Origin of the sequence: Desulfovibrio ferrophilus (assembly GCF_003966735.1) — a bacterium.
In the GTDB taxonomy this organism is placed as follows: Bacteria; Desulfobacterota; Desulfovibrionia; order Desulfovibrionales; family Desulfovibrionaceae; genus Desulfovibrio_Q; species Desulfovibrio_Q ferrophilus.
In genome coordinates, this window is the sequence record NZ_AP017378.1 from 2,643,228 (window position 1) to 2,662,515 (window position 19,288).

The following is a 19,288-nucleotide window of genomic DNA, read 5'->3' on the forward strand; positions in this document are numbered from 1 at the left end:
AACGGCTCTGACTGAGATTGTCCTGACGCCCCTTCGGCACAGACCTTATGGGCGATACCACAATTCGTGGCGATCAAAGGGCGTCTCCCGGGAAAGAAGATCATTGTCGATTGTCAGTGCCATCCGCCTCTTGAGTTCTGCGCGGGCAATGGCTTCGCCGTAATATTCCTCAAATATCAGATCCATCTCCCCACTTTGTATGATGCGCTCCATCCCACGTTCGATGCGGGCCGCCAGTTTAGGAAAATGCGGAGATACAAAAAAATAACTGGGAGTCGGGAAATACAGCATCAATGAAGGCTCCACGCACAAGCCCGGATACCGTTCCTTCCGAGAATTCAATTCCAAGAAAATCTCGTTGACGCCACGCGGAATATAATCGAACCGACCGATGTCCAACATTCCGAATAGACCTTCATAATCCGTTCCCGCCACGACATTAAACCCGGCCTTTCTCAGCACCTCTGTAGTCGTCCATTGCGCACCGGAACCAACACGGAGACTCTTCAATTCAGCAAGTGATTGAACATGCTCGAATTTCGTTAGACTGTCGCAACGAACAAGAAACAATCGGTACCCCAAAAGCCCTTTCAAGACAGGAATGCGAACTGGCAGGACTTCTGATTCCCATTCCGGTCGTGTTGCTGCGATATGCACATTGAGGAGCTTTCCCTGAACCAATTCCTCCAGAGCTCTTTTTCTACTCATTGCCGAGGGGCTGTAAGAAATGGTGTAACCCCCGTCAGTTACAACCGTGGATTCGAGAGCCCTCTTCAGGATGGCATAAGGATAGGCGTATCTGTCATCCTGTGCTGAAAAACCAGGAGTCAATACTATCTCATCCAAAGCGTATGCACACCCGACCGGATTGATAAACAGCACGCAAGCGATGACAACTAACCAACCCTGATGACAGACTCTCGCAGCCATCGGAAAAAACCTCCCGATAAAGATAAACACTCCATACTTTCAACCACAGAGGTGCAAAGAATACTATTCCCATACTTTACTTTCTAAATAAACACACCAAAGCTATCCACATACCAACTCAAAAAACAAAAAATCAATCCACCTTGTCTCATTTTGCGTGGATGACATCCACAAAACACCCATAGGCAATCGCCTACGAGCCGGATCAACAGAATCATATATCACAAAGAAAAAAAAGGGATGCACGATGGTTACGCAGCAAGCCAACCTCTTCGGTTCAACTGCAACTGAAACCAGCTGAAGAACAGCGGCATTGTCGGAGGACTGGATCTAGCTGGCAGCGATAAACATCCGCGCATCAGCGGTATCCAGAGGCTTGGAGAAATAGAAACCCTGCACGTACTGGCATTCCAAGGCTCGCAGCTGAGCCAGCTGTTCTGGCAGCTCCACGCCCTCGGCCACCACATCCAGCCCCATGCTCTGGGCCAGCACGACCACCGCGCGCACTATGGCGATGTTTTCGCCATTCAGGCCCATTTCGCTAATGAAGGAGCGGTCCACCTTCAGGGTGTCCACCGGGAAGCGTTGCAAATAGGACAGAGATGAATACCCCGTCCCGAAATCATCGATGGAAAGTTTGATGCCCAAGCTCTTGAGCCTGCGCAGGATGGACAGGGCGCCCTCGGCATCCTGCATAATGGCCGACTCGGTGATCTCCAATTTCAGATTGGCTGCGGGCAGCCCGGTCTCTTCCAGGATACAAGATATCTGTTCAACCAGAATCACCTGCTCGAACTGGCGGCATGACAAATTCACGGACATCTGCATTTGCGGCCTGTCCGGGTGCTCCTGCAGCCAGCCAGCCATGGTCTTGCAGGCCTCGCGCAGTACGACCAGCCCCAGATCAATGATCTGCCCGCTCTCTTCGGCAAAGGGGATGAAGTAACCGGGCCCGAGCACGCCTTTTTGCGGATGGTTCCAGCGGACCAGAGCCTCGAAGCCAATCAAATCGCCATCAGTGACCCGGACAATGGGCTGATAATTCAAGAAAAACTCATCTCGCTCCAGGGCACGAGCCAAATCATGCTCCATATCCATGGCCATGACGGCCTGCTCAAGCATGCGGGCAGTAAACACCCTGACACGCCCGGTCCCGTCCTTGACGGCGTTATGCATGGCGATATTGGCATGCTGCAAAATATCTTCGGCCCCGACATCTCCCACCGGAGACAGGACAATGCCCATGCTCACGGTCAGATGAATCTCCCGGGTCCCGACAATGAAGGGTTGGCGCATCAGCTTGCGAACCCTCTTGGCGGCCCGAATTGCCTCACGCGGGGATTCAAGCTCGTCCAGAACGATCACGAATTCGTCGCCGCCATAGCGCGAGACCGTGTCCAGACTGCGCACACATTTCAGCAGACGCTCACTGACCTCTCTAAGCAACTCGTCACCAACGGAATGGCCCATACTGTCATTGATCACCCGAAAGCGGTCGATATCCAGATAGACCACTGCAAAATAGTGGTCATCGCGCCGCTTGGAGCGTTCCATGGTCTGACGAATGCGGTCCAGACAAAGGCTGCGATTGGAAAGCCCGGTCAGGGAGTCATGCAGATTGGCGTAGCGCAGCTCGCGCTGCATGGTCTTGCTCTCGGTGATGTCATGCATGCTGCATCTGAGGCCCAGACAATTGCCATAGTCGTCATTCACGGTCCGGCTGACCAGGGACAACCAGTGCATCCGTCCATCCGAACGAAAAATTCGGAACTCTACCGGCTGGGTCGAGGTCCCCTTGCATCCAGCCTCAACATGCTTGCGCCACAACGGCAGATCATCACGATGGATGATTTCTTCCATGAAGTCCGGATCGCGCTGCAATTTTTCGGCAGGGTACCCGGTAATCCTTTCGCAGGAGGGCGAGACGTACAGCATCCGTCCATCCGTTCCGCGCCAGGTCTCAAGATTGAAAGCCGAATCCGAAACCGTCCGGTAGCGTTGCTCGGAAACCCGCAAGGCCTCGTCCATGCGCTTGCGCTCAATGGCCATGGCGACCTGCTCTGAAATGGCCTGCATCAGGTCAACATCATTCTGGCTGTAATGCATGGGATCGTAATAATCCTGCACGGCCATGGCGCCGATAGTCTTGCCCCCCACCTTGAGTGGCACCCCAAGCCAGCATTCCGCCACGGTACCGATAACTCCTCGTCCTTCCTTGACGTTGACTCCCATCAAAGCGTCCTGCTCGTTCTTACGAATCAGCAGAGGCTGTTCGGTGCGGACAACATGCAGAGCCAAGCAGTACGTGGAGGGATCGCTGATGTTCTCGATGATGCATTCATCCGTATCCTTCTCATCATAGAAAAAGGGAAAGACCATCCGGTCCCGCGCTTCATCAACAAGGGCGATGTAATAATTGGTTACATCAACGAATTCCCGCAGGATACCGTGAATGGACCGGTACAGATCATTCAGATCACGAGTGGTCTGGACCGTATTGGAGATACGGAACAGGATGGACAGCAATGTCTCATTGCGGCGGATGACTTCTTCGTCACGGATGCGGTCGGTTATATCCTGCTCGACACACAGCAGGTGGGACACACCGCCCTTCTCGGCAAACACGGGACTGTATGAGGCCTCGACCCAATAATCAGTGCCATTCTTGCGGCGCTTGCGTATCCGCCCGCGCCAGCGGCGACCACTGCGCAGCTCATCCATGGCATTCCACAGGCGTTCAATTTGCCCGCCGTCGGCACAGTGGATGGTAACGGGCTTACCGAGGAGATCTTCGTTGCGATAGCCGGAACTACTTAGACAGGGAGGATTGGTGTAGAGGATATTGCCTTCGGGGCTGGCGACCGTGACCATGACCGGACTTTTCTCCACCACCTGAGAAAAGATACCGGAAAAGCCTGCGCTACAGGATTCCAGCTCCATGGCAGCGACCCTGCCACGCAAGCGCTCATTCTCCTCTTTGAGAAGTCCCACATCGAAATCAGGTTCCCGAGTCATCTGCCATCCGTTTGGTTAGGTGCAGTCACAGCCGTCATACACAGAATCCAATATACCAGCAAGCGCATATCATCGATTATGCTTATGAGATTCGACAAAAACCAATCCATTCAGTGTCAAACATTGACTACCCCTATAGCTCAGCCGTTCTGCGGTGCACTCCAGCGCCTGCAAACTGGATCAAGAGCACACAAAAACAACCGCAAGCGACAATAATACAATGATAAAAACATTGGCCCTTTCAAAAATCGATAATTGAAAACCAGTCAAATGGGAAGCGAGGAAAATCGACTCCGTTTGACCCTCCTCTGGAATTCCCGTAAGCACGGCCCACCTTGACACACCTTTCCTCCTGACAGGAAATAGGGCATATTTTTTCACGCGCCAAGGACATGACCCTTCATCATTCATACGAGGTAATGCATGAGCACCAACGCTCCCTCGCCCGGAAACGACAGCGAAGACCGGGTCAGGCACTTCATCCGCCAGATCATCGACGAGCACCTGGATAACGGCACATGGGACCATGTGGCCACCCGCTTTCCCCCGGAGCCCAACGGCTACCTGCATCTGGGGCATGCCAAATCCATCTGCCTGAATTTCGGACTGGGCCAGGAATACAACGGCACCTGCAACCTCCGCTTTGACGACACCAATCCCGTCAAGGAGGATGTGGAGTACGTCGAATCCATCAAGGAAGACGTGCGCTGGCTGGGCTTCGACTGGGGCGAACGGCAGTTCTTTGCCTCAGACTATTTCGAAAAGATATACCAGTACGCCGTCAAGCTCATCGAGATGGGCAAGGCCTACGTGGACAGCCAGACCGCCGAACAGATTCGCGAAACACGGGGCACCCTGACCGCACCCGGCACCCACAGCCCGTACCGTGAGCGTTCCGTGGAAGAGAACCTGGACCTGTTCACACGCATGCGCGCTGGCGAGTTCAAGGACGGTGAGCATGTGCTGCGCGCCAAGATCGACATGGCGCACCCCAACGTGGTGCTGCGCGATCCGGCCCTGTTCCGCATCCGCCATGCCACGCACCACCGCACGGGCGACGCCTGGTGCATCTACCCCATGTACGACTTCGCGCACTGCTTGTCCGACGCCATCGAAGGCATCACACACTCCGTGTGCACTCTGGAATTCGAAAACAACCGCGCGCTCTATGACTGGGTGCTGGACACGCTGGGCATTGCCCCGCGCCCCCGGCAGTATGAATTTGCGCGCCTGAACCTAACGGGCACCGTGCTCTCCAAGCGCAAGCTGATCCAGCTGGTGCAGGAAGGCCACGTCAGCGGCTGGGACGACCCGCGCATGCCCACCTTGAGTGGTATCCGCCGCCGGGGCTACACTCCCGAAGCCCTGCGCGATTTCTGCGAGCGCATTGGGGTAGCCAAGGCTGATAGCACCGTAGACTTCGCCCTGCTAGAACACTGCCTGCGCGAGGACCTGAACAGTCGCGCACCGCGAGTGCTGGGCGTAATCAATCCGCTGAAAGTCGTCATCGAGAACTACCCCGAAGGTCAGGTGGACGAATTCGAGATGCCCTACAGCCCCGAGGACGAGGCAGCAGGCACGCGGACGGTCCCCTTCTCCCGCGAGTTGTGGATCGAGCGTGATGACTTCATGGAAGACCCGCCGAAGAAATTCTTCCGCCTGGGACCCGGACGAGAAGTCCGACTACGCTTCGCCTACTACGTGACCTGCACCGAGGTCATCAAGGACGAGTCCGGCGAGATCGTGGAGCTGCGCTGCACCTACGACCCCGAGACCAAGGGCGGCTGGTCCAAGGATGGCCGCAAGGTCAAGGGCACCATGCACTGGGTCAGCGTCCCCCATGCCCTGCCCGCCGAGGTCCGCCTCTACGACAAGCTATTCACCAAGGACAACCCCATGGAAGTGGAAGAAGGTCAGGATTTCACCGCGAACCTGAACCCTGAGTCCCTGAAGTCCGTGCAGGCCTATGTGGAACCCAGCCTGGCGACGGCCGAACCCGGTTTCATCTGCCAGTTCGAGCGCCTGGGCTACTTCTGCGTGGACACCCGCGACAGCGCACCGGGCAAGCCCGTGTTCAACCGCACGGTCACCCTGCGCGACTCCTGGGCCCGCATCCAGCGCCAGATGCAGAAGTAAGAGCGCACTGCATCCGGGGCCAGCCACTGGCCCTCCCGCAATTCAACACCAAAAAGGCCGGACATTGTCCGGCCTTTTTCGTTATCTGCTCCCGCGCTGCGAAACAGTCAAAAAACTTACGGGGCTGATTTCAGCCGTTCAGATGGCAGCAGGCCCAGCGACCAGGAGCAACCTCGCGGCGCTGCGGCACCTCCTGCTTGCAGATCTCCATGGCATGGGCGCAGCGCGGATGGAAGTGGCAACCTGTGGGCGGATCTAGAGGCGAAGGAATCTCTCCGACCAGTGGCGAGAAGTCCACGCCCCGCTTGTCCAGCCTTGGCACCTCGTTGAGCAGGGCCTGAGTATACGGATGGAATGGCGCGTCGAACAAATCATCCACGGGCGCGGATTCCACGATGCGCCCCAGGTACATGACCGCGATGCGATCGGAAATATGCTCCACCACACCCAGGTCATGGGAAATGAACAGGCAGGTCAGATTGAGATTTTCGCGCAGTTCCATGAACAGATTCAGAATCTGGGCCTGAATGGACACGTCCAGGGCAGCGACAGACTCGTCGCAGACCAGACATTCCGGCTGCACAGCCATGGCCCGGGCAATACCAATGCGCTGGCGCTGGCCGCCCGAGAACTGGTGCGGATAGCGATTCTTGTAGCTCGGGTCCAGCCCGCACTGATTCATGACCCCATCCAGATACTCATCCAGCTCGCTTGCCGTGGTCAGCCCATGAAAGAGCGGAGCCTCGCCGATGATCTTGCGCACACGCTTGCGCGGGTTGAGAGAGGCAAAGGGGTCCTGGAAAATCATCTGAACGTTGATGGCGTAGTCCAGCTTCTCCGCGACGCTCATGGTGGCGACGTCCTTGCCCTTGTAGAAAATCTTGCCTTCGGACTGGGCAAGAATGCCACAGATCATGCGCCCGAGGGTCGATTTGCCACATCCGGACTCGCCCACAAGGCTCACCACCTCGCCAGGCATGATCCGCAGGTTCACGCTGTCCACAGCCTGAACCCGCTCCTCGCGAACATTCGAGCCCAAAGAACGGGCCATCTTGCCTGCAAAGTCCAGCTTCTTCTCAAAAACCCGGCTGATGTTTTCACAGCGGACGAAGGGGGTCGCGGCATCGGTCATGAGGAACGTTCCGTTGTCGGTTGCGATTGATATTCTCCGGGATGAAAACAACAGACCTCGCGTCCCTCCGCATAGGTCGTCACAGGCGGCACTTCAAGGCAGACATCCGTTGCCCGGGGGCAACGCATCCTGAACGGACAACCCGGAGGCAGATCGATCAGGGACGGCGTGGTACCCGGAATCTGATACAATTTCTGACCGCGTCTGTTGCGTCCGGGAACCGAGCCGATCAGCCCTTCGGTGTAGGGATGCAACGGATTATCCAGCACATCCTGCACCGGACCCTGCTCGATGATCATGCCCGCATACATCACGGCCACGCGCTGGGCCAAGCCGGCAATGACTGTGAGATCATGGGTAATCCAGATCAGGGCCATGTCGGTCTTGCGGCAGAGCTTCTGCATCTCGGACAGGATCTGGCCCTGAATGGTCACGTCCAGGGCCGTGGTCGGCTCATCGGCAATGATCAGGTCGGGATTGTTGAGCAACCCCGTGGCAATGGCAACGCGCTGGCGCATGCCGCCGGAAAACTGGTGCGGATAGGACTTGATGCGTTCCTCGGGCGACGGAATGCCCACCATGCCCAAGGCCTCGACACTGCGGCGCATGGCCTCGGCCTTGCTGACCCTCTCATGGGCCCGAATGGCCTCGATCATCTGCGTATCGATGCGCAAGACCGGGTTCAGGGTCATCATGGGGTCCTGAAAGATCATGGCCACATGGTTGCCCCGAAAATCCCGCCACTCGGCATCGGTCTGAGTCAGCAGTTCCTTGTCCTTGAATTTGATGGAACCGCCCGCCACACGGCCCGGAGGATCCACCAGCCCCATGATGGAAAAACCGGTCACGGATTTTCCACTGCCGGACTCGCCCACAAGGCCCAGCACCTCGCCCTTGTCCACGGTCAGCGAGATGCCGTTGACCGCGCGGACCACACCAGCGCGGGTGTAGAAATTGGTCTGAAGATTCCTGATATCGAGAAGATGGGAACTCATCGCTTCAACCTCGGATTCAGCACATCCCTCAGCCGATCTCCGACCAGATTGATGCAGACGATCAAAATAAGCAGGGCCACACCGGGGTAGACACTAATCCAGTAATACCCGCTCTGCAGATACTTAAAGCCGTTGGCGATAAGCAGTCCCAATGACGGTTTGGTAATGGGCATACCCAGGCCAAGGAAGGACAGAGTCGCTTCCAGGGCGATGGCACCAGCCACCTTGACGGTGGAGATGACGATCAGCTCCGGCGTACAGTTGGGCAGCACATGGCTGAACATGATCCGCCGCTGCGGCAGTGCCAGACACTTGGCGGCCTCCACGTATTCCTTGTTGCGTTCCACCAGCACGTTACTGCGGATGGCGCGCGCGTAATACGCCCACTGCACCATGACCAGAGCCAGAATGATCTTGTCGATGCCCTTGCCGAGGATGGCCAGCAGGATGAGGGCCACAAGGATGGCCGGAAAGCTCAACTGGAGGTCGACGGTGCGCATGATGAAGGCATCGGTCTTGCCGCCCTGATAGGCGGCCCACAGACCGATGACCGCCCCGAGGACCAAGGCAATCAGCGTACTGACAACCCCCACCCCCAGGCTGATGCGCAGCCCGTACAGGATGGCACTGAACATGTCCCGGCCCTGACTGTCGGTGCCAAGAACATAGGTGATGGAGCCGTCCAGGGACGCGCTGCCCGGAGTGAGCTTCGAATCCATGATGTCGATGCCCATCAGGTCGTAAGGATTCTGCGGCGAAATGTACGGGGCCGCCAGGGCCACGCCAATGGTAATCGCCAGAACGATCAGCCCGATGGTGGCAACGCGGCTCTCGAAGAACTCCTTGACCGCCTGCCAGAACAGGGATTCGCTATTGAATACCGCCATGAATCCGTCCTATCGCTCGTCGCCCAGGCGTACCCTGGGGTCCAGAATGGAATAAAAAACATCAACGAGCAGATTGATGAAAATAAACATGGTCACCGTGATCAGCAGGTAGGCCACGATAATGGGCCGATCCAACACGCCGATGGAGTCGATGACCAGCTTGCCCATGCCGGGCCAGGAAAAAATCGTTTCCGTGACAACCGCAAAGGCGATCAGGTTGCCCAACTCCATGCCAAGCACCGTAATCACCGGAATCATGATGTTCTTCATGACGTGCAGCCCAATGATGCGGGTGTTGCTCAGGCCCTTGGCCCTGGCGAACTTCACGTAGTCCATCTGCAGATTTTCCTGCACCCCTGCCCGGCTCAGGCGAATGGCCAAAGACGTCTTGAACAGGGCCAGGTTCGTGGCGGGCAGAATCAGGTGCCTCAGTCCATCCCAGGTCAGGAAACTGACCGGGATGCCCATCAGTTCGACGGTCTCCCCCCTGCCACCGGAGGGCAGCCAGCCGAGCTGGACCGAAAAAATGATGATCAGCATCAGGCCGACCCAGAACGTGGGCAGGCTGAACCCGAGAATGGAGAAGCGCATGATGTTGCGGCCAATCCAGTTGTCGTGCTGAATGCCCGCGACCATACCCAGCGGGATGCCCAGGAACACGGCCATGAACATGGCGGTGAAAGCCAATTCAAGGGTGGCCGGCAACCGGGTCAGGATGATTTGGAGAGCTGGTTCGTTGTAGACAAAGGAGTTGCCGAAATTGCCTTGCAGCGCCCCTTTCAGAAATACGAAATATTGTTCCCACAGCGGCTTGTCGAGGCCCAACTCGCTGACGGCGCGGGCGTATTCAGCCGGAGTCGCGTCGGGTGCAATCAGGATGTCGATGGGGTTGCCAATGTAGAACACACCGACAAAAACCAGCACGGACATGACCAGCAGCACGACAGCGCTTTGGGTGATACGACGAATAAGGAACGCGAGCATGTATCTTTTGGAGCTCCGAAAAACAAAGGGGCGCGCAGGGCGCGCCCCTTTTATGTTGAGTTGCGATTACGCTACTTTACGATGATCTCACGGGGCAGGGTGTAACCATCGGTGCGGCCATTGTATGCAAGACCCTTTCTGGAACCCCAGACATTGACCTGATAGTGGATGGGCACGATACCGGTATCGCCGATGCCGATTTCAGTGGCTTCGATGATCAATTGATTATGCTTGGCCGGGTCCACGGTGACAAGGGCTTCTTCAAGTTTCTGGTCCACCAGCGGATTGGAATAACGACCGCGGTTGGAAGCACCGAAACCCTTTTCCTTGTCGTAGGTATGCAGCAGAGAGGCTAGACAGTTGGACTGCTCACCGGTGTCAGTGGCCCAACCCACGAGCATCAGGCTGAATTCCAGAGCAGAGGCCCTGCCGAAATACACGGCCTTGGGCATGGTGTTGACTTCGGTCCTGATACCAACCTTGGTCAGCATCTGGGCAATGGCCTGGGCGATGTCTCCATCATTGACATAGCGGTCGTTGGGGCCATGGATGGTGATCTTGAAACCATCAGGGTAACCGGCCTCGGTCAGCAGAGCTTTGGCGCCCTGAGGATCGTAAGGTTCGGCCTTGAGCTTGGTGCTGGTTCCGGCGTAACCGTCGGGAACCATCTGGCTGGCAGGAATAGCCAAACCTTCCATGATGCGGGCGGCAATGGCCTCGCGGTTGATGGCCTTGGAGATGGCCTTGCGCACGCGCGAATCCTTCATGGGGTTCTTGATCACGCTGCCGTCGTTGCCGGTAACAGTGGGGGTCACATCACGGTTAGAATCAAGATGCAGATAGATGAGACGGGTGGAGGCAGACTTCGACAACTTGATGCCAGAGTCTTTTTCCAAATGCTTTACGTCCGCCGGCGGAACGAAGTTGATCAGGTCGACATCGCCGGACTTCAGGGAGGCCACGCGGGTTCCGTCGTTGGTGATGGGACGAATGATGATCTTTTCCCAAGGAGACTTTTCACCCCAGTAGGCGTCGTTACGAGCGTAGACGGTCCTGTCGCCACGCACCCATTCCACCAGCTTGTACGGGCCGGTACCAATGGCGGCCTTGCCGGAGTTGAAATCTTCGGTGGTCATGCCCTGTGCATTCTTCTTGGAAACAATGGTGAAGGAAGCGAACATGCGAGGCAGCAGAGGCGCAGGGTTCTCGGTATGAACACGAATGGTCAGGGGATCGACAATCTCGACCTCTTTGATCGCGCTGACGGCAAAGGTAAAAGAGGACGGGCTGTTGGGAACGTTCGGAATGCGTTCGAGGGTGAATTTGACGTCCTCGGCGGTAAAGGGGGAACCATCATGAAAGGTCACGCCCTTGCGCAGCTTGAATTCCCAAGTCGTATCGGCGATGGGCTTCCAGGTCACAGCCAAACCGGGCTGCAATTTCTGTCTGGAATCCTGACGAATCAATTTATCAAAAAGATAAAGAGCCTGCTGGTTGTTGTTTGTGACGTTATGAAAGTGAGGGTCAAGGGAAGTGGGCTCTCCCTTGAGACCGAGGGTCAAATCCTTGGCAAGGGCCGAGGAAATGCCTAGCGTCAGGCATGCCAAGACGGCAACGACAACCAATAACTGTTTTCGCATGACTCTCTCCTTGTTGTTTTCCTAAAAATGACACAGAACTCTTGCATATGTTCATGATAAAATCAAAAGAAAAGCCCACCACGACATGCATAATCGTCAGTATTGCAAGCCTGTTTTAGCGTTATTCGACATTCATTGATCAACCAATTAATCATTTCGAAATCCAAAAAGGACAATAGACAACATGATTAAAGCCTTGCGGAACTTCCTTGTCGAACATGAATCCGAGATGTTCGAGCTGCTCGAATCACTCGTGCGCATCAACAGCTACTCCGGCAACAAGGCGGGGGTGGACAAGGTGGTCGACGTTCTTGATGCGACCATGAAGGACATGGGCTTCAGCACATGCCGTCATGCACAACCCGAAACAGGCGACAACCTCGTGGCCTGGAATCAGGCACGCAGCGACAACCCTGGGGCCCTGCTCATCGGGCACATGGACACGGTCTTCCCACCTGAAATGGGATTCGACCGCTTTGACAGGGAAGGCAACGAAATCCACGGCCCAGGCACCTATGACATGAAAGGCGGCATCGTGGCTGGCATCTTTGCCCTCAAAGCCCTGGACGCCGCAGGACTGTTGGAAGGAAGGCCCGTGGCCTGCCTGTTCAATTCCGACGAGGAAATCGGCTCGCCCAACTCCCGCGAGCTGGTCATGGAAGAAGCCCGCAAGAGTGCATTTTGCTTCGTGATGGAGGGCTCAGGACTGAACGGAGAGATCGTGACCGGCCGCAAGGGGCGCATCGTCTTCAATCTGGAAGTCCAAGGAAAAGCTGCCCATGCTGGTCATTGCGGCTTCCCAAAACCCAGCGCGATTCTGGAAATGGCGCATCAGATCGTTGCCATGGAGGCCCTGAACGATCCTGAAGCGGGCACGTCCCTGAACGTGGGACTGACCGAAGGCGGCGTTGGCCCCAACACGGTGTCGGCTTCGGCCAAGGCCAGGGTGGAGACCCGGTTCGTGAATAAAGAGAATGGCGACAAGGTCTGGGCCGCCATCGAGACCATCGCCGCCGCCCCAAAAACCGAGGGCACAAGCTGCAAGCTGGAGATCATCACCAGCCGCCCACCCATGGTCACCAACGATTCGATTCTCGCTTTGCATGACCTCGTTGCCGAGGCTGGAGCGGACCTTGGGCTCCCGGTCAAGGGCACCTTCCGTGGCGGCGGCTCGGACGCCAACATTGTGGCACAGGTCGGCATCCCGGTTCTGGACGGCATGGGCCCTGCTGGCGGCAAACTGCACACTCAGGACGAATACTTGGCCGCTGATTCCATGGTCAAACGCACCCTGCTGGCGGCTGTGAGCATCCACAGAGCGCTGGATAAATATCAATAAAAACAGTCATTCTGCACAAGCAAAGCCGCCGTCCGGTCATCCCGGGCGGCGGCTTTTGACTGGGTGTCTTCTTCCCGAAAGCTGATTCCGCTTCAGTCCTCCGCCAGCTTCCTTTGCAGATACTCATTGGAATAATCCACCCGCAGCTCCACCCACAGGGGCAGGTGGTCGGACATCTGGAAGGTTCGCCATTTTTTCCAGTATCCATTCTTTGACTGGGCATCTCGCGGATTGTCGTTGCTGTCGGTCTCGTACCCCTGCCCCATGTCCGGCACATACAAAGCCTCATCGTCCGGGTCGCGAAACACGGTCTGGAAAAAATCGAAGGCCCCGGCCTTGCCCGTGGTCTCCAGTCGTTTGTCGTTCTCGAAGAACGCAATCTGGTCGTAGTGTTTGGATTTGGGCGCGTTGCTGGGATGCTGGCGTACCTCGGGCGGCACAGTGAACCCGGCGTCCGTCAGCTGCTTGAAGGTCTCATCGTCGTCATCGCAGATGTTGAAATCCCCCAGCAGTACGATGTTTTGCGACCAGGAGTCCGGGTCCAGGGCACGGGTACGCATGAATTGCGCCAAATGCTTGATCTCGGCCACCCGGTCCGGCGGATTGTCGCCCCCGCCCGAACCCCACAGGATATGCGCCGTGCACAGGGAAAAAGAGGACCAGCCACACTTGAAGCCCACCACAAACGGCGTGCGCCAGAACTGATCCGCAGCCCCCACGGTGCGCCGCCCGTCCTGCAGTGGCGGAATCACCAACTCTCCGGCCAGCCCACCAAAACGGACCTTGCGCGAGTCGAACAGAAAGGCCATGCGCTCGTTATTGCCACGCGAGCCTTCGGCGGTGTCCGTGAACACGCATTTCCAATACGGCCCCAGCACCGACCGCACCCGGTTCAGCGCGTCCAGATTACGACGAACCTCCTGCACTGCCACAAGGTCGAAACGGCTCACCACCTCGGCGATGTAATGGATGGACTCCGGCAACCGCCCACCGTATTTTCCTGCTCCGAATTCCCGGATATTCCAGGTCGCCAGTAACAACGTCTCCTCCAGAGTTCGGGCTGGCACCTGGGCATCCAACTCACGGCGCAACCGGAGCAAACGCTCGGCAGTCCGCTTTCCGGCCTCAGTAGCGGTATCTATGTCACGGTAAAACGGCATGACTCCCCCCTTGAACAAAGCCTGACCCTCGCGAATCTTCTACACCAAACAGCACTATAGACGACACGATAGTCAGAATCAACACCCGGCCATCCCCTCTGCCCCAATGTTGTCCCCCAACGCCAAAAAAGATAGAGACAGGGAATCAATCAGACACGTGACTCCCGATACACATAGGAGACCATCATGCCTCGCACCATTTCCGCTCTGGTCAGGAACGAACCCGGCGTGCTCGCCGAAATGTCCGAAGCCATCCGCAAATACAACGTCAATATCAAAAGCATCTCCGCCGGTGAAACCGAAAATCCCGACATCTCGCGCCTGACCATCGGCCTGGTGGGACAGGACGAGGACATCAGGAAAATCACCGAAGACATCGCCGAGATGGACGTCATCATCCAGGTGGACGATCTGGCTCGCAAGGAATTCGTGGACCGCGAACTGGTGTTGATCAAGGTCGCCATGGAACCCGCCGTGACCCCCCAGATCATGCAGATCTTCGAGGTTTTCCGGGCCAATGTCGTGGGCATGGGCCAGGAGACCATCACCGTGGAGATGAGCGGCGATCGTGAAAAGATCGACGGCCTGATCAACATGCTCAAGCCCCATGGCATCAAGAGCATGTGCCGCTCCGGAATGATCGCGCTCAAGCGCGGCGACGACTAGCCGGAGGAACGCGACATGCCCACCATCTTCAGCCTGGATGATATTGTCCGCGAGGCGCTGCCCGACGGCGATCTGCCGCGCGTGGCCATCGCCCGTTCGGCCAACGAATTCGTTCTGGACTCGGCCCTACAGGCCTTCGAGGCCGGTCTGGCCGACCCCATCCTGATCGGCGACAAGGCCAAGACCCTGGCCATTGCTCAACGCATGGGCAAGGACCTTTCAGCACTCAGAATCATCGACCTGCCCGACGACGTAAAGGCCGTGCGCGAAGCCGTGCGCCTCTACCGCGAAGGTGAGGCCCAGTTCATCATGAAGGGGCTGGTCTCCACCGCCATTCTCCTGCGCGCGGTGCTGGACAAGGAAACCGGCGTGCCGCCCGAGGGCATCCTGTCCCATGTCAGCGCCTTCAATGCGCCCCATAACGGAGGCCGTCTGATGCTCCTGACCGACCCCGGCGTCAACATCCGTCCCAACATGCAGCGCAAGGTGGACATCGTGCGCAACGCCCTGCACGTGGCCCGCGCCCTGGGCATCGAGAAGCCGCGCGTGGCCATGCTCGCTGCCACCGAGAAGGTCAACTATCCGGCCATGCCCGCCACTCTGGACGCCGATGTCATCTCCAAGATGGCTGCCAAGGGCGAATTCGGCGATGCCCGCATTGCTGGCCCCATGGCTCTGGATATCGCCCTGTCACCGGATGCCGCATCCTGCAAGAACTTCGGCGGCGAGGTGGCTGGCTGCGCAGACATCCTGGTCACGTCGGACATCGAATCCGGCAATATCCTGTACAAGAGCCTGAACACCCTGCTCGGCGCTGACATGGCCGGGGTGGTAGTGGGCAGTCGAGTGCCCGTGGTGGTGCCTTCGCGCGGTGACAGCGCCAAGTCCAAATTCTATTCCCTGGCTCTGGCCTCGTACCTCTCGCGCAAGGGGGGCGCTGCATGACCCGAACCATCCTGACCATCAATCCCGGCTCCACTTCCACCAAGGTCGTGATCTTCAAGGGCGACAAGGTCGTGTATGACAAGGAGCTGATGCACCCCCGGCAGGAGCTGGCATCCCTGTCCAGTGTGGCGGCACAATTCCCCCTGCGTAGCCACGCCCTGACCGAAGCTCTGTCCGAGGCCCTGGCCAAAGCCGGAAAGGATGGCCGAAACTTCGACGCCGTGGTGGGCCGGGGCGGCCTGCTGGCCCCATTGCCCGGCGGCACGTATAGCATCAACCACCGAATGCTCGATGACCTGCGCGAGGCCCGCTACGGGGAACACGCCTGCAACCTCGGGGCACCCATGGCGCTGGAAATCGGGCAAACCTGGGATATCCCGGCCTACGTGGTGGATCCCCCCGTGACTGATGAAATGGTGGACAAGGCCCGGCTGACTGGCCTGCCTCAGGTCCGCCGACGCAGCATCTTCCATGCCCTGTCCCAGCGCGGAGCCGCACGCACCGCTGCTGCCCGGCACGGGGTCGATTATGCACAAGGACGGTTCATCGTAGCTCACATGGGCGGCGGCATATCCATCGGCGCGCACCGCGAAGGGCAGGTGGTGGACGTGATCAACGCCCTGGACGGTGAAGGCCCCATGAGCCCGGAGCGCTGCGGCTCATTGCCCGCGCTGGAAGTCCTGAATCTGCTGGATTCCGGCACATACGACAGCGCCACCCTACGGCATACGATCCTGCGCGAGGGTGGTCTGTTCGCCCATCTGGGAACCAACGATTTCCGTGAAGTGACTGCGCGCATGGAAGGCGGCGACGCCAAGGCACAGGCCGTCTTTCAGGCCCTGTCTTACGGCATCGCCAAGCATGCCGCGTCCCTGATGCCCGCCCTGAACGGAGGCAAACTCACCGCCGTGGTTCTGGCAGGCGGCATGGCCCGCAGCCAAATGTTGACCGATGAGCTGACCCGGCTGCTGGATTGGGCAGGACCGGTGGAGATCGTGACGGGCCTGGAAGAGATGCAGGTCATGGCCCAAGGTGCGTTGCGCGTGCTGGAAGGGCAGGAAGCAATCAAAGAGTACAAGGGGTAATACGCCTGTTGGCCGCCCCCTTTTCCTAAGAGATCATCACTCCTCTTCCGGGGGACTCAAAAACCTCAAGATCAAGAAGCAGGCGCGAGGAGGAGCGCAGAATTGGCACGTATTTGAGTACGCGAGGTTCTTGCACGCCCCGCAGCAACGCACTTTATTGAATGCACTCAAGGTGTAAGTGACTTGTAAGGCTCGAAGACTCGCCAACAATTCACTCAAATTTCTGCGCCCCTCAGCGAACTGTCTTCGGGCCTCAGCCAATCCACCTTGCGGCCTTCCTTTTTATTTCTGCAACAGGTACATCATTTTCCATTGACTGTCGGCTCGAGTATAACTAATGAGTGCCGTCCGGTGATGTGTTGCATCTCAGTCATGCCCTCTACGACATCACCGGAACTGGTGCCCCTGGCACCACGAATTCTGCCCACATCCACGGGCCGAGAGGAGGGTCACCTATATGAACAAGCGATCCATCGAGACTTGGAGCGCAGCGAAATCCGCAGATCTCTACGGCGTCAAAAGCTGGAGTGGCGGCTATTTCGACGTCGCCGAAAACGGCGATCTGTGCATCAAACCATCCCCTGCATCCAAGACCCGAGTCTCCATCCCGGAAATCATCGCCGGCATCCGTGACCGGGGATTTGAAATGCCCGTGCTGCTGCGCATCGAGAACATCCTCGACTCGCAGATATCACTGATCCACAAGAGCTTTGGTTCAGCCATCAAGAAGCTCGGATACAAAGGTGAATTTCGCGGTGTCTATCCCATCAAGGTCAATCAGCAGGAACAGGTCATCGGCGAAATCTGTGCCTTTGGCTCGCGCTTTCACCACGGGCTGGAAGTCGGCTCCAAGGCCGAGCTGATCACGGCTCTGTCGCACCTGACGGATCACCAGGCCTGCCTGATCTGCAACGGATACAAGGACGCCGAGTTCATTGATCTGGCCCTGTACGCCCGCAAAATGGGGTTCAACTGCTTTCTGGTACTGGAAATGCCCAGCGAACTGGAGCTGGTGCTCGAACGCGCAGCTGCTCTGGGCATTGACCCGCAAATCGGCATCCGGATCAAGGTTTCATCCCAGGTGGGTGGCCACTGGGCCGAATCCGCCGGAGACCTGTCCATCTTCGGGCTGTCCGCCTCCGAGGTGGTGGATGCCCTGGACCGGCTGAAGGCCGAAGGCAAGCTGGACTGCGTGCGCCTGCTGCATTTCCACCTTGGATCACAGGTCCCCAACATCCGGGACATCCGCACCGCCGTCCACGAAGTCTGCCGCATGTACGCCGAACTGGCCGCTGAAGGTTGCCCCATGGGATATCTGGACCTGGGCGGCGGTCTGGCCGTGGATTACGACGGCTCGCACACCAATTTCGAATCCAGCCGCAACTACTCTCTGGAGGAGTACTGCTCCGACGTGGTGGAAAGCGTGATGACCGCCCTTGATGAGCGCGACATCCCCCACCCGCACATCGTCACGGAATCCGGCCGCGCCACAGTGGCCTATTATTCGGTGCTGCTGTTCGACGTCATGGACGTCAGTCGGCTGGAAAACCGTCCACTGCCCGACGTGGTCCCCGATGACTGCCCCGACCCCGTGCACAACCTGCTGGAGGTCTACCAGGCCATCACCCCGCGCAAGCTGCAGGAATGCTACAACGACGCCATCTTCTATCGCGACGAAATGCGCCAGCAGTTCAATCTGGGCCAATGCACCCTGCGCCAGCGGGCCATGGGCGAGACCATCTTCTGGGCCATCATGCGCAAGGTGGCCGACACCATGGATGACCTGAAGGCACCCCCACGGGGTCTGACCGACATCAGCTATCCCCTGGCCAGCATCTACTACTGCAACATGAGCGTGTTCCAGTCCCTGCCCGATGCCTGGGCCATCGATCAACTGTTCCCCATCATGCCGTTGCACCGCCTGAACGAGCAGCCCACGGAAAAGGCCCTGTTGGCCGATATCACCTGTGACTGCGACGGCAAGATCGACCATTTCATCGACCCGCGCGAGGTCAAACGCGTGCTGGAACTGCACTCCTTTGAGCCCGGCGAGCCTTATTACATGGGCGCATTCCTGGTGGGTGCCTACCAGGAAACCCTGGGCGACTTGCATAATCTGTTCGGCGACACCAACGTGGTCAGCGTCCGCCTGGGCGAAGACGGCGGCTTTGATATCGTGCGCGAACAGGAAGGCGACAGCGTTGCAGACGTGTTGTCCTATGTGGAGTATGATCCCAAGACCGTGGCCGGAAATTTTCGCAATACCGCCGAGCAGGCCGTACGCGATGGCAGACTCACACCCCAGGAACGGCGCGATGTGATGAAGGCCTTTCGCAACTGCCTGAACGGTTACACCTACCTACACTCAAAATAA

At 57.7% G+C, this 19,288-nt stretch carries 14 protein-coding genes; 6 read left to right on the forward strand and 8 right to left on the reverse strand.

From position 1 onward, the window contains the following. Positions 1–45: 45 nt before the first annotated feature. Together EL361_RS12275 and EL361_RS12280 are read right to left on the reverse strand one after the other, a co-directional pair. Complete coding sequence (locus EL361_RS12275) at positions 46–930, reverse strand: substrate-binding periplasmic protein (RefSeq protein WP_126379951.1); 885 nt, start codon at positions 928–930, stop codon at positions 46–48. Between the two features lie 330 nt (positions 931–1,260). Continuing rightward, entirely contained in the window at positions 1,261–3,945 is a 2,685-nt protein-coding gene (locus tag EL361_RS12280) for a bifunctional diguanylate cyclase/phosphodiesterase (RefSeq protein WP_126379953.1), read from the reverse strand. 423 nt (positions 3,946–4,368) lie between these two features. Here EL361_RS12280 and EL361_RS12285 point away from each other — a divergent pair, with 423 nt between their 5' ends. Continuing rightward, complete coding sequence (locus EL361_RS12285) at positions 4,369–6,081, forward strand: glutamine--tRNA ligase/YqeY domain fusion protein (RefSeq protein ID WP_126379955.1); 1,713 nt, start codon at positions 4,369–4,371, stop codon at positions 6,079–6,081. A gap of 130 nt (positions 6,082–6,211) precedes the next feature. Here the strand turns inward: EL361_RS12285 and EL361_RS12290 are convergent, their stop codons facing one another. The 5 genes from EL361_RS12290 to EL361_RS12310 all read right to left on the reverse strand — a co-directional run bounded on the left by EL361_RS12290 (position 6,212) and on the right by EL361_RS12310 (position 11,719). After that, entirely contained in the window at positions 6,212–7,213 is a 1,002-nt protein-coding gene (locus EL361_RS12290; RefSeq protein ID WP_126379957.1) for an ABC transporter ATP-binding protein, read from the reverse strand. Further along, positions 7,210–8,208 (reverse strand): ABC transporter ATP-binding protein, encoded by a 999-nt coding sequence (locus EL361_RS12295; RefSeq protein WP_126379959.1) that lies wholly within the window; start codon positions 8,206–8,208, stop codon positions 7,210–7,212. Before EL361_RS12295 ends, EL361_RS12290 begins: the two co-directional genes overlap by 4 nt. Next, on the reverse strand, positions 8,205–9,095 hold the full coding sequence (locus tag EL361_RS12300; RefSeq protein WP_126379961.1) for an ABC transporter permease: 891 nt from the start codon (positions 9,093–9,095) through the stop codon (positions 8,205–8,207). The genes EL361_RS12295 and EL361_RS12300 overlap by 4 nt, the downstream gene beginning before the upstream one ends. Positions 9,096–9,104: 9 nt before the next feature. Beyond that, on the reverse strand, positions 9,105–10,079 hold the full coding sequence (locus EL361_RS12305) for an ABC transporter permease (protein WP_126379963.1): 975 nt from the start codon (positions 10,077–10,079) through the stop codon (positions 9,105–9,107). Between the two features lie 71 nt (positions 10,080–10,150). Beyond that, positions 10,151–11,719: an ABC transporter substrate-binding protein gene (locus tag EL361_RS12310; protein ID WP_126379965.1), complete on the reverse strand. Its 1,569-nt coding sequence runs from the start codon at positions 11,717–11,719 to the stop codon at positions 10,151–10,153. 184 nt (positions 11,720–11,903) lie between these two features. On the opposite strand from EL361_RS12310, the gene EL361_RS12315 reads away from it, so the two are divergent. Further along, positions 11,904–13,058 carry a M20 family metallopeptidase gene (locus tag EL361_RS12315; RefSeq protein ID WP_126379967.1) on the forward strand — a complete coding sequence of 385 codons (1,155 nt, stop codon included), beginning with the start codon at positions 11,904–11,906 and terminating at the stop codon, positions 13,056–13,058. A gap of 92 nt (positions 13,059–13,150) precedes the next feature. Here the strand turns inward: EL361_RS12315 and EL361_RS12320 are convergent, their stop codons facing one another. Beyond that, a complete protein-coding gene (locus EL361_RS12320) occupies positions 13,151–14,218 on the reverse strand; it encodes an endonuclease/exonuclease/phosphatase family protein (protein ID WP_126379969.1) in 1,068 nt (355 codons plus the stop codon). A gap of 186 nt (positions 14,219–14,404) precedes the next feature. Here EL361_RS12320 and ilvN point away from each other — a divergent pair, with 186 nt between their 5' ends. The 4 genes from ilvN to speA all read left to right on the forward strand — a co-directional run bounded on the left by ilvN (position 14,405) and on the right by speA (position 19,288). Continuing rightward, the gene (gene ilvN / locus EL361_RS12325) at positions 14,405–14,884 is read left to right on the forward strand and encodes an acetolactate synthase small subunit (RefSeq protein WP_126379971.1); all 480 of its coding nucleotides are present in this window, start codon (positions 14,405–14,407) and stop codon (positions 14,882–14,884) included. A gap of 15 nt (positions 14,885–14,899) precedes the next feature. Continuing rightward, positions 14,900–15,829 (forward strand): bifunctional enoyl-CoA hydratase/phosphate acetyltransferase, encoded by a 930-nt coding sequence (locus EL361_RS12330; protein WP_126379973.1) that lies wholly within the window; start codon positions 14,900–14,902, stop codon positions 15,827–15,829. After that, entirely contained in the window at positions 15,826–16,914 is a 1,089-nt protein-coding gene (gene buk / locus EL361_RS12335; protein WP_126379975.1) for a butyrate kinase, read from the forward strand. The genes EL361_RS12330 and buk overlap by 4 nt, the downstream gene beginning before the upstream one ends. 457 nt (positions 16,915–17,371) lie before the next feature. After that, complete coding sequence (gene speA, locus EL361_RS12340) at positions 17,372–19,288, forward strand: biosynthetic arginine decarboxylase (RefSeq protein WP_126379977.1); 1,917 nt, start codon at positions 17,372–17,374, stop codon at positions 19,286–19,288.